We start from the raw sequence: 11,670 nt of genomic DNA, 5'->3' as shown, positions 1-11,670 counted from the left end.
GGGAGTTGGCACGACGTTATCGAGTTGTGACGATCGGCGAAGTGGTGAACTTGGGCAAGGCGATCCTCATTTCTCGTGGAGGTGTCCGGAATTTTGTGTAAACGGGTTGAGGTTTAACCCGGCACCAGCCGCTCTTCGAACTGGATCGTGAAGCGGTTCAGTGCGGCCTTCCAGTCGCGGATCGGCATCGTCCACTTCTTGCTGATGTTGTTCAGGGCCAGGTAAAACAGTTTGGTGACGGCCTCATCGGTCGGGAACGAGCACACCCTTATTGAAGGGAAGACATACCTTGATTGTGGTGCCGTTTCCCGGCGAACTGACAAGATCGATTTGACCACCCAGCATCAGGACGCGCTCCCCCATCCCCGCCAGCCCGAACGATCTTTTTCTGATCTCCAGAGGATCGAATCCTTTTCCGTCATCCCGTACTTCCAGCAGACAGGCATCCGGCGTTCGCTCGAGCGTGATGGTGACCTGCGTGGCCGCAGCGTGACGGGCAACATTGGTCAGAGCCTCCTGGACGACGCGAAACAGCACGATAGCCCGGTCCTCGCTCAGCACGAGAGTCTCATCCTGCAAGTGGAGGCGACACACTGTGCACGGATTGCGGTTGAACTCGGCAGCGAGCCACTCGAGCGCAGCCACAATGCCTGCGTCGAGTGCAGCAGGGCGTAGCGACGCGATGACGCCCCGGACAACCTGCATGGTGGTGTCCACGAGGGAGGTCAATGCCCGGACCTGTTCGACGAGCTGGGGGTGGCCGTCGCCAAACCGCATAGCTAATACCGACGCCCCCATACGAAGCGCGGTCAGGTGTTGTCCCAGTTCGTCGTGCATTTCCCGAGCAATGTGCTTGCGCTCTTCCTCCCGAGCCGTCTCGCGACGGGAGGTGAGCTCCCGCAGCATCTCGTAGGACTCCTGCAAGCGGTGCTCCGCTTCCTTGCGGTCCGTCAGATCGAGCACGAAAGCGACGCCCTCCTTTCCGCCTTCTTCGAACGTGGCGACGCCAATCAGCACGGGCACGCGGCTGCCGTCTTTGCGGAAATACTCCTTTTCGAACGGTTCCAGGCGCCGGTTCACTTTATGTTCTGGTATCCACTGGCGCAAGTCACGGTCGAGCCATTCCGGTGGGGTGAGATCCGTCCAGCGCAGCCGGCCCGCCATGAGGTCCTCGCGCTCGTATCCCACGATGCGCAGAAACGCGTCGTTGGCCTCTAGAACGCGACCGTCGAAATCCCATATGAAAATACCGATGATGTTGGCGTCGACGAGGCGCCGGATCTTCGCTTCGCGTTGTTCGAGGTCGCGGTACAAGTGGGTATTCTCGAGCGAAGTCGCCGCCTGGGAAGCAAGGAGCCGAAGCACCGCAATCCGGGCAGGCGCGAAGACGCGCGTGGTCAGATTGTTTTCGAGGTACAGCGCACCGATGAGCTTCGCCTGATTCATCAGGGGCAGGCAGAGAATGGAACGGGCGCGTTGCCCACGGATGTAAGGATCCGAAGCAAACGGGGGCTCGGCTGTGGCATCGTCGAGAATGACGCTCTCCCGGGTGCGCAGGACATAGTGAAGGACCGACTCCGGCAGCACCGTCGCGGTGACGGGGTCGTCGTACAGTTGCACGTTGAACGTGTCGCCTCCGGTCGTAGCTTCTGCGGCGATGCGCTGCTCACCGCAGCGTGGCAGAATCAACAGGCCGCGCTCGGCGCCGGCCTGTTCGATCGCCGTGCGCATGAGCGTCTTGATCAGCTTCTCCAGCACGATCTGGCCCGACACAGCCTGCGACACCCTGATCACAGTGGCGAGGTCGAGCTGTTCAACCGTCGTCGCGATTGTGCTCGTCGGGGCGGGCGCGGACTTTTCAGTCCTAAGGTACGGATACGCTTCCTCAAGTTGCCGTACCTTCCCGTCGGCTCCCCAACGCATGTAGCAGTAGCAGGCGTCCTGCAAATACACACGGGCAATTTTCTCAAAACCGTGTGCCGCGTAGAAGCGGGACGCGAGTTCATTGGCGAGCGCCTCATTGTGAACAAAGCCGTTTGCCTGGGCCGAGTGAATAGCCTGTTCGTACAGACGCTCAGCATCGAAATTGCGCCCCTCCAGGCGGGCGAGCTCGGCACCGACCAGCGCGGCGCGGTTCTCGAAATTCTCCGGACAGTTTTCCGCCCAGATCTCCTGTTGCCTGTGATGCACAGCCACAGCGTCCAGGTGCTGCAGTCGCTCCTCGGCTGGTGCGCAGTCGCACCTGGCGGCTCGGGCCAGTGCGGCGTAAAAGTGAAAGTCGGCTTCCTCAAAGTTTGAGGTTGAGGTCCAGAGCAGCCGTTGCGCCTTCGATGCGGCGTCCAGGGCGGTCGCATAGTCGCCCGCCGTATAGCGCGCCTGCAATTTCCGGATCCAGTACCAGCACGCAGCGAGCTTCAAGGCCGGATTGCTGGACAAATGCTGTTCGATACGAAGCTCATTGAACTGCGCGTCGTCAAGGCAGCCGAATTTCAGCGTCAAGCCGCGCAGCATCCGGATCAGCGCGAGTTGCGTGGTGATAGTATCAATGACAAGGCCAAACCGCGCCTTCTCGGCGAATGCGAGGCCGTGTTCGGCTTCGCCTTGCACCTCCGGCAGCGGCGCGCCGGCGAAGAGCAGGTCCGTGTTCATATTGCTGCATGTGTAGGCCCCATGCGTGAGGTCTCCGATCCGGTTCGCCGCTTCGAACGCGCGGCGCAGCAGATCGCGGCAAGCCCGCACGTGTTTCATCCAGGGCACGACGAAAAGCGCGAAGCAAAGATAGGTGCTCGCCTCGAAGCGTTTTAGCCCGCGGCGCTCGACGAGCTCGTAGCCGAGCTGGCCGAAACGGACTCCGGCCTGGTACTCGCCAAAACGCGGTCCGGCGACCATGCCGAGCCTAACATAGGCGACACATGAAGCATCGCAGTTGCCACACTCAAGGCTCAGACTGACCGCCTTGCAGATCGTCAGGGAAGCCAGGTTCGCATCCGCGGACAAGGCCGGCGGCAAGAGCTTACCCAGAACCTCGACGGTCGCAAGCGTTGCCGCGTCCTCCATCAGCGGCAAATCGATCAGAGACTCGATGGTCCGGCCCGCTAGCAGTGACCCGATGCGCCTGTATTCGCCTGGCACCGCGTCCTCTTTCGGATGCAGGGACCACTCGATACCGACATGCCGGAGGTAGTCGAGACCCACAGCGACCGCGCGGTCGCTCTGATCGAGGGTCGCGCAGACATCCATGCGCAGGCACGCAATCTTGGCTTGTTCGACCGTAGTCGTGGCGCGACTAGACAGCGCCGCCAATCGCTCTTCCGCGACCGATAACTGGCCGGTGAGGAATTCGCATTCGGCCCGGTTCAGCTCCAGCGCAAAGATCAGTGCATGCCGTCGCGCCCAGCAATCCTCCGCCAACTGCGCCCCACCCGCGACGAGATAGACGAGCGCCGCGGCGTAGGCAGTGGCCCCCTTGGCGCGCTCGCCCGCGATCAGGTTGAACTCCGCGAGTTGGTCCCGTTCCTCCTGCCCGGTGATCAGCGCGGCGCCGCGGTTGAGCTGACTGACGATGTCGAAGATCGCCTCGTCCCGCTTCTCGGGAGGTGTGTGCGCCGCGAGCAAGCGACCGATCCGGAGGTAGACCTCGGCGCGGGATGCTTCCGGGATCAGCGAATGGGCAGCTTCCTGGATCCGGTCGTGGATGAATCGGTATGAACCTTCCAGGCGCTCGATCAGTTCCTCACGGACCGCCGGCCACAGCGCCGCATGCACCTGCTTCTCCGAAGTCCCGAGAACGATCGCAAGCATCGCGATCGCGGCGGTGTTGCCGAGGCAGGCCAGTAGCTGCAACGCCTGCTGCGTGTCGGCCGGCAGGCGGGTCACCTTGCCAACCATCAGGTCGACGACATTGTCGGTGTAACCCTTGGCGTGAATGCGATCGAGATTCCAGGACCAGCACGCCGCGTCATAATCGAAGGTGAGCAAATCCTCGTCCGCAAGTGCGTGCAGAAACTGAATCACGAAGAACGGATTGCCGGCGGTCTTCTCATGCACCAGCTGCGCCAGCGGTGCGACGCGCTCGGGCTCGCCGTGAAGGGCATCCGCAATCAACTGCTCTATGTGCTCAAGGGCAAGCGGCGCCAGCGCGACTTCATCGACCCTGGCGCCCGTGCTCCTGATCGCCTGGAGCCTGCCCATCAGCGGATGCTGGGCATCGACCTCATTGTCCCGGAAAGCACCGATCACTATCAGGTGTCGCAGGTCCGATCGGCTCAGCAGGTCCTCGAGCAGGTCGAGCGTCGCCGCGTCGAGCCACTGCAGATCGTCGAGAAAGAGCGTCAGCGGATGGTCCGGTCGGGCAAAGACGCCGATGAAGCGCCGGAACACGAGCTGGAAACGGCGTTGCGCCTGCTGCGGCTCAAGCTCCGGGACCGGCGGTGGGTCGCCGATGATGAGCTTCAGTTCGGCGATGAGGTCGGTCATGAGGCGTGCATTCGGGCGCAGCGCCTCCAGCAACGCGTCACGCCAGCTCGCCAGTTCGGTGTCGCTCTTACCGAGAAGAGGCCTTACGAGATTCCGAAAAGCCTGCACCAGCGTCGAATAGGGAGTGTCGCGCTTGTACTGGTCGAACTTGCCGGAGGCGAAGAGCCCGCGCGACGGCACCAGCACCTTGTGCAGCTCATGAACGAGCGCGGATTTGCCGATTCCCGAATAGCCCGACACCAGTATCAACTCCGGAGCGCCGCCTCTGACGACGCGGTCGAAGGACGCGAGCAGGCTCTCGATCTCGCGCGCCCGCCCATACAGGTTCTCGGGAATCAGCAGCCGGTCGGGGGTGTCGTGTTCGCCTAGCGGGAAGTCATCGATGCGGTGCTGACGCTCCCAATCGGCCAGGCAGTGCTGCAGGTCGCGCTCGACGCTGGCCGCGGTCTGGTAGCGCGCCTCGGCCGTCTTGGCGAGCAGCTTCATGACGATCTGGCAGACCCGAGCCGGGATCCTCTCCGACCGCTCGCTGGGCGGCACCGGCTTTCTGGCGATATGGCAGTGCACCCATTCCATGGGGTCGGCGGCCGCAAATGGCAGCACGCCGGAGAGCATCTGATAGAGCGTGACGCCAAACGAATAGAGGTCGCTGCGCGAATCGATCGAGCGGTTCATCCGGCCACTCTGCTCGGGCGCCATGTAGGCGAGCGTGCCGGCGATGGTCTCGGGCGGCTCGGGCGCCTGTCGTTCGCGCGGGAGCCGCGAGGCGATGCCGAAGCCGGTGAGCCGCGCCTGGCCGTCCGCGCAGTTCACCATGATATGGGCCGGCTTGAGGTCCTTATGGACGAGGCCACACTGATGGAGCTTGCCCAGCACCACAGCGATGTCGGTGGCGAGCCGCAAAAAATTTCCCACTTCCATGGGCGCGCCGAGCAGCCGCGCGAGCGGCTCACCGCCGGGATCCTCGAGCACCAGCAGAGTCCGGCCGCCTTCGCGCACGAGCTCCAGTGGCCGCACTGCCCACCCGCCGTCGAGTTCGCCCTTCAATCCAAACTCGTGCGCAAGGCGTTCGAGGACGCCGAGTGGAGGATGTTCGGCGGCGGGCCGCGCAATCAGGACGTTGTCGTCGCCGCCGCCATCGCCATCGTCCGGGCGCCGGCGTCCTCGAGTGAAGACGCGCTCGCCATCGTCCCACAGGATCTGAAAGCTGTTATGCATCGCGTCGGAACCGTACGTAGGCGTTTATCTGTCGCACTCTGCCGTCAGACTGCCGCCTATTGATGATTAAGCGGACGTTAATGTCCGCGTAAACGGACCGAGTGCGCTCGAAACGCAAGTGGTGCGAGGGCATCGCTATGGGCTGCAACGTTCTACCGCCGCAAGCGTCTCGTCAGGATACACCTCGGCGACCTGCCGCCATTGGGATTGGGTCGGCGGGCGCGGTGAGGACCTGCACGCTACCCGGGCTGTGCCGTCGAATGGGTGGGGCCTGGCGCGCCACCGACGCGGCTTCGGCGCCGTGGCTAAACCCGGCCCGAACCGTGCCGCGGAGGTTCGCTGCAGAGGCGCTCTTTGTTCTGAAGCAGCTCAAGCTGACATTGTCTCCTGCGCCACGCTTTCGACCAGTCCGTTGATTCACGGGAATTGGTTGCGCCCTGGTACTCACCTCGACCTGATCGGCGCCTTTATACCTGCCATGCGGGAAAGCGACAACGACTGCTACCTCGGCACATCCGTCTTCATTGACACGGACGAGGCCCTCGCTAAGGCCGGTGACCTGCCTGAGCCTCTTATGCCGGCGTCTTCGGTGCAGAAAAAATTCTCGCGCGACTTGAGCAACTTTGCAGAAAGCAGCATCGGTCGCAAGTCGGCAAACGAAATCACGGTGTACAAGGCGGTAGGGACTGCCTTGGAAGACTTGGCTGCGGCCTGCGCAGCCCGCTGAATCGACTGCCAAGGTTGGTGGAAAAGCGCGTTGTGTGCGCCAACGGTACTGTCACGTTGCTGGCATGTTGACGGGATGCGCCCGACCATCTATCGAACGCTTGCACGCCAGCCGGACACGGCGTAGCACTGAAGTCGTTCGGTTCTAGTGCTCAATATTTGCCGAAAGGCTGGGTTCGACCCCAAGCCGCCTTCCGTTCAGTCCCGAGTTGACCCTAGCAAGAAGGAGCACACCGGTCCTTGGCGCTGAGATCCATACGCGTCGAGTCGGCCGAAAGTCTTCTCAGTCTGCGGGCCGGGGGCAGCTCCGGTGGATAGGTTAGCGAATCAGTGCGGCAAGCTCGCCAAAATCTCGCGTGCTTTTATAAGGACGGGCGTGTCGATCATCTTACCGTCGAGTGCGACGGCCGCACCGCCGCTCGCTTCGCCCGCTTCGACCACACGTCGTGCCTGCGCCACCTCGTCGTCACGCCACGCGAACGCGGCATGCACAGCGGCAATCTGCTTCGGATGTATACATAGCTTGCCGCGAAATCCCAAGCGTCTCGCGCGCCGCGCTTCCTGCTCGATGACGGTCACGTCATCGAACACGGTGGTAACGCCATCGACGGGCGCGGCAATGCCAGCGATTCGCGACGCAAGCGTCAGTCGCGAACGGAAGTAGAGCAACTCGTCGCCGTTGCCTTCGACGCCTATATCGAGCTGGAAATCGATCGTGCCGAACATCAGGCGCTCGACACGTGGCGCGCCCGCAATCGCATCGAGCGCGGCAAACGCGCGCGCGGTCTCGATTAACGGCACGATACCCAAGGCGTCGTGGGCGTCGGTGAGCGCAGCAATCAGCGTGGCGGCATCCTCCGCTTTCGACACTACCAGACCGGCCACGCGCGGCAGCGCGCCAAGCGCGCTGCACGTCGTCGACGAACCAGTCGGTCGTGACCGCGTTGATACGCACATACACTGGCGTGGCCGATGCCGGGTCGTCGGGCGCGTTTTCAGCAAGCCACTCGTGGACTTGCGCGCGTGCTGCGACTTTGTCGGCGGGCGGCACGGCATCTTCGAGATCGACAATCACCGCGTCTGCGCCGGCGGCGAGCGCCTTCGTGAAACGCTGAGGGCGATTACCCGGCACGAACAACCAAGAACGGTATGACATGGTCGGCATCTGTTTCGGCATCAGACCGTGTGCTCTGCGTGCATCGCGGCGATCTGTGCGGCTGTCAGGCCCAGCTCGGCGAGAATCGCGTCGGTGTGTTGCCCCACTGCGGGAATCGGATCCATGCGAGGCGAGAACGACGCCGGTATCCCTGGCGGCAGCAGCGCAGCGACCGGACCGTTTGGCGTTTGCACTTGTGCCCAGCGGCCGCGTGCTGCCAACTGCGAGTGCTGCCACACGTCGTGCATCGAGTTCAGATTGGCGTTGGCGATGCCGATCGCGTCGAGACGCGCGACCAACTGTGCCGCACTCAGATGCATGAACACGTCGTTGATGATGCTGCGCAAGGTATCGCGATTATCGATCCGCAGCGGGTTCGAGCGGAAGCGCGCGTCGTCGGCCAGTTCGGGCTTCTCGAGCACCTTCTCGCAGAACACCTTCCACTCGCGTTCGTTCTGCAAGCCGAGCATCACGGTCTTGCCGTCGCCGGCAGGGAAAGGCCCGTACGGAAAGATCGTCGCGTGCGAGGCGCCTGCGCGCAGCGGCGGAGTCTGATCGTCGATCGCATAATACAGCGGGAAGCTCATCCACTCGACCATGCATTCGAGCATCGATACGTCGATACGGCAGCCGCGGCCGGTCTTCTGACGTTGCAGCAGCGCGGACAGGATATTGGTGTACGCGTACATGCCGGCCGCAATATCGGCAATCGAGCAGCCGGCCTTTGCCGATGCTTCGGGCGAGCCGGTCACCGACAGGAAACCAGATTCGCTCTGGATCAGCAGGTCGTACGCCTTCTTGTTGCGATAAGGGCCGTCGGGGCCGTAGCCTGAAATGCCACAAACGATAATCTGCGGATACTTCTCGGCCAGCGCTTCGTACGACAAGCCGAGCCGGTCGGCGGCGCCCGGCGCGAGATTCTGCACGAGCACGTCGGCGTCGGCCAGCAGGCGGTGCAGCATGTCCTGCGCGACCGGCTGCTTGAGGTCGAGCGAAAGGCTTTCCTTCGAACGGTTGGTCCACACGAAGTGCGACGACATACCTTCGACCCGCGCATCGTACGCGCGGGCGAAGTCGCCCACGCCGGGGCGTTCGATCTTGATTACGCGGGCGCCGAGGTCGGCCAGTTGACGGGTGCAGAACGGCGCCGCAATGGCGTGTTCGAGCGCGATGACCTTGATGCCATCGAGGGGCCTCATGACGACAATCTCCGGATGAGAGTGAAAGACTGGCGGCCTCAGACGATCTTGGCGAGCACGATGAGGCTCAGCGTGATCGTGATTGCGCCGCCGATACGGGTGGCAATCTGGGCGAACGGCATTAGGCGCATGCGGTTAGCGGAGGTGAGGATGGCGACGTCGCCGGTGCCGCCCATGCCGCTGTGTGTGCCCACGACGATGGCAGCGTCGATCGGGTACATGTTCATGCGGCGCCCGATAACGAAAGCGGTCGCCATCAGCGTAGCCACGGTCGCGACGATCGTCACGAGCGTCGGCACGTTGAACGAAGCGATGATCTTCTGCCATGGCGTGATGACCACGCCGATTGCGAACAGCAGCGGATACGTTACCGCCGTCGCGAAAAATTTGTAGACCACGCCCGAGCCCTGTTCCAGGCGGGGCGAAAAAACGAAGAACGCCTTTGCCGCAACCGCAAGCACCAGCATCAAGACGGGACCCGGCAGGCCCAGCGTGTTCTGCGCGAGCGTGCCGACGAAGTACAGGCACACGGCGATCATGCCTGCCGCGGCGATGTCGGTCACATCGATCGGCGCGGTGGACTTTGCGGCCTGAGGCAGGCCGTCGTTGCCCGAGCGCATCAGCTGGCCGTTGCCGGTCAGCGACGGATAGCGCTTGCCGATCGCATTGAGGACGCCCGAGAACACAATCGCCGACACGTTACCGAGCATCACGGCCGGCAACGCCTGCGCAAGCAACTCGCCAGCCGGCTGGTGCAGCACTTCCGAATAGCCGAGCGTGAGCGGAATCACGCCCTCGCCAAGACCGCCTGACATGACCGGGATCACGACGAAGAAGACGGTATGGAATACGTCCATGCCGAGCATCGTGCCGACCGCTGTGCCGACTACACCTGCGACCAGCGAGCCTACCCCCAGCGGCACAAAGATACGCACGAAGCCGTCGATCAGCACCTTGCGGTCCATGCTCAAAATGCTGCCGACGATGATCGCGGGAATGAACAGGTACAGGAAGTTGCCTGCCTTCCAGAAGTCGACGATTGGCTTTACCACTGACGTCGGCAAGGCGTGCGTGAAGACCAGGTAAGACGGCAGAAACGTCACCAAAATCACCGGGCCGCCAATGCTACGGAACACCGGAATGCGCTGACCGATCTCCATGCACGTGAAACTGCACACTGCAAGCAACGCGATGATCGGCGAGAGTTCGGCCGAGAGCTTGCCGGATATCGCCGTCGCGATCAGAGCGAGGGCCAGCACCATGTGCACGGGCAGCGGCACAATGCCGATGCGTATATCCATCAGTCGCCACCACGCATGGCGCAACGGGCGCGCCGTGCCGGTCGAGGGGAAGTCGCTCGAGGGCGCATGCTCGGTCGCGCCGAGCCGGGTGCGTTCGCGCATCTGCATCTGCTTTGCCTCCGATTTATGCATTTTCTGGCGCTAACTATAGGCGCGCAAAGCGTCCAAGAGGAAATAGTGAATTCGGATACGGGTATATGGATGACCTATGGGACGGTGCTGGAGATGTTCTCATCGGCCAAAAAAATGCGCGTATTTCGGCGTTCCGTCGCGGCACGTATAGCAGTACGCTATGACTTTCTCTTTTAGCCCCTTCGCTCATGGATATCCGGCAACTGCGCAACTTCGTCGCCATCGTCGATAACGGCAGCCTGTCGAAAGCGGCCGAGCGGGTGCTGATCGCACAGCCGTCGCTCAGTCAGCAGCTACGCACGCTCGAAGAGGAATTGCAGACGCAGTTGCTGATTCGCAGCGCACAGGGCGTGACGCCGACCGCGGCCGGCAAGACGCTATATCGCCATGCGCGCCTCGTGCTGCGGCAGATGGAGCAGATTCGCGAAGAGGTGCGCGACGGCAGCGGCAGCGAGGCAGGGCCGGTCGCGGTGGGCTTTCCGACAACGATTGCCGCGATCCTCGCCGTGCCTCTGTTCCAACGCGTGCGCGAGCAGTATCCCGGCATCCGCTTGCAGATCTTCGAGAGCATGAGCGGCTACATCAGCGAATTGCTCGCCAACGGCCGACTCGATCTCGCGATGCTGTTCCGCGATTCGGAAACGCGCGGCATCTCGGTTATGCCGTTGTTCGACGAGGAGCTGTATGTGACCGGCGGGCATCTGGTGTGCCCGGAGATATACGACGAGGCGATCTGCTCGAAACGATGCCCAACGCGGCGTGGACGTGATATTCAACATCAAGGGAAACGACTACAGGCTCATCGTCGCAGTCGCTTATCGCATCGGTGTCGTCTACATCAAGTTTATTGGGACGCACGGTGAGTACGACAGGATCGATGCCGAAACTGTTGAACCGGAGTAGCCAAGATGGAAATCCGCCCAATCCATAACGAACGCGACTACAAGGACGCGTTGCAGATCGTATCTGACCTGGTCGACGCCGACCCCGCACCTGGTACGCCAGATGGAGATCGGCTCGAAATTCTGGCGACCCGGGTCGAGCGTTACGAGGCTGAGCATTTTCCGCTTGATCTTCCCGATCCTATCGAGGCCATCAAATTTCGCATGGAGCAGGCTTGGCTCTCGGCCAGCGACATGCAACCCTTTATAGGCAACCTGAATCGGGTCTACGAAGTACTCGGTCGGAAACGCGGACTAAGCCTCTCGATGATTCGCCGCTTGAATCGCGAATTGAAAATTCGCGCTGAAGTACTTATTGGATCGGAAAACGATGCAGAAACCTGAACTCTTAGATTGGCCACAGAACGTTCTTGGATTCTACGTGGCTGTGGGCGACACACCGCTCTTTACGATCGGTGACGTGGCGGTGTACGAGCTAGTCTTTGAAGAACAGGCGATTAACATTGAAAGCCGGGGCGTCCACCTGAGACGATTTTGACATGTCGCGACCAAAGGCGAAC

At 62.1% G+C, this 11,670-nt stretch carries 5 protein-coding genes and 4 pseudogenes; 4 read left to right on the top strand and 5 right to left on the bottom strand.

Going from position 1 to position 11,670, the window contains the following annotated elements:
• Positions 1–113 precede the first annotated feature (113 nt).
• Both BM438_RS44600 and BM438_RS02580 read right to left on the bottom strand, forming a co-directional pair.
• Positions 114–260: pseudogene (locus BM438_RS44600) on the bottom strand (IS256 family transposase); the annotation flags it as partial.
• Positions 244–5,694, bottom strand: a complete 5,451-nt coding sequence (locus BM438_RS02580) for an AAA family ATPase (protein ID WP_093632733.1) — start codon at positions 5,692–5,694, stop codon at positions 244–246. The pseudogene BM438_RS44600 and the gene BM438_RS02580, both read right to left, overlap by 17 nt.
• Positions 5,695–5,995: 301 nt before the next feature.
• On the opposite strand from BM438_RS02580, the gene BM438_RS02575 reads away from it, so the two are divergent.
• Positions 5,996–6,421 (top strand): hypothetical protein, encoded by a 426-nt coding sequence (locus BM438_RS02575; protein WP_244179224.1) that lies wholly within the window; start codon positions 5,996–5,998, stop codon positions 6,419–6,421.
• 326 nt (positions 6,422–6,747) lie between these two features.
• Here the strand turns inward: BM438_RS02575 and BM438_RS02570 are convergent.
• The 3 genes and pseudogenes from BM438_RS02570 to BM438_RS02560 all read right to left on the bottom strand — a co-directional run bounded on the left by BM438_RS02570 (position 6,748) and on the right by BM438_RS02560 (position 10,178).
• Positions 6,748–7,585: pseudogene (locus BM438_RS02570) on the bottom strand (HpcH/HpaI aldolase/citrate lyase family protein).
• 11 nt (positions 7,586–7,596) lie between these two features.
• Positions 7,597–8,775: a CaiB/BaiF CoA transferase family protein gene (locus BM438_RS02565; protein ID WP_093632731.1), complete on the bottom strand. Its 1,179-nt coding sequence runs from the start codon at positions 8,773–8,775 to the stop codon at positions 7,597–7,599.
• Positions 8,776–8,813: 38 nt separating this feature from the next.
• Positions 8,814–10,178: a 2-hydroxycarboxylate transporter family protein gene (locus tag BM438_RS02560; RefSeq protein WP_244179223.1), complete on the bottom strand. Its 1,365-nt coding sequence runs from the start codon at positions 10,176–10,178 to the stop codon at positions 8,814–8,816.
• 218 nt (positions 10,179–10,396) lie between these two features.
• On the opposite strand from BM438_RS02560, the pseudogene BM438_RS02550 reads away from it, so the two are divergent.
• The 3 genes and pseudogenes from BM438_RS02550 to BM438_RS02545 form a co-directional block, all read left to right on the top strand.
• A pseudogene (locus BM438_RS02550) lies at positions 10,397–10,903 on the top strand (LysR family transcriptional regulator); the annotation flags it as partial.
• A 70-nt stretch (positions 10,904–10,973) separates the two neighbouring features.
• Positions 10,974–11,111: pseudogene (locus BM438_RS45830) on the top strand (type II toxin-antitoxin system HigB family toxin); the annotation flags it as partial.
• A 5-nt stretch (positions 11,112–11,116) separates the two neighbouring features.
• Positions 11,117–11,494, top strand: coding sequence for a helix-turn-helix domain-containing protein (locus BM438_RS02545; RefSeq protein WP_093632728.1), 378 nt, complete (start codon positions 11,117–11,119; stop codon positions 11,492–11,494).
• Positions 11,495–11,670 lie beyond the last annotated feature (176 nt).

The organism is Paraburkholderia aspalathi (genome assembly GCF_900116445.1).
GTDB lineage: Bacteria > Pseudomonadota > Gammaproteobacteria > Burkholderiales > Burkholderiaceae > Paraburkholderia > Paraburkholderia aspalathi.
The sequence above is the reverse complement of the archived record's forward strand: the minus strand, read 5'-3'. Positions and strand labels throughout refer to the sequence as shown.

Coding starts and splice junctions, on each gene's coding strand:
- BM438_RS02580 (WP_093632733.1), bottom strand. CDS start 5,694: ATGCATAACAGCTTTCAGATCCTGTGGGACGATGGCGAGCGCGTCTTC.
- BM438_RS02565 (WP_093632731.1), bottom strand. CDS start 8,775: ATGAGGCCCCTCGATGGCATCAAGGTCATCGCGCTCGAACACGCCATT.
- BM438_RS02560 (WP_244179223.1), bottom strand. CDS start 10,178: ATGCGCGAACGCACCCGGCTCGGCGCGACCGAGCATGCGCCCTCGAGC.
- BM438_RS02545 (WP_093632728.1), top strand. CDS start 11,117: ATGGAAATCCGCCCAATCCATAACGAACGCGACTACAAGGACGCGTTG.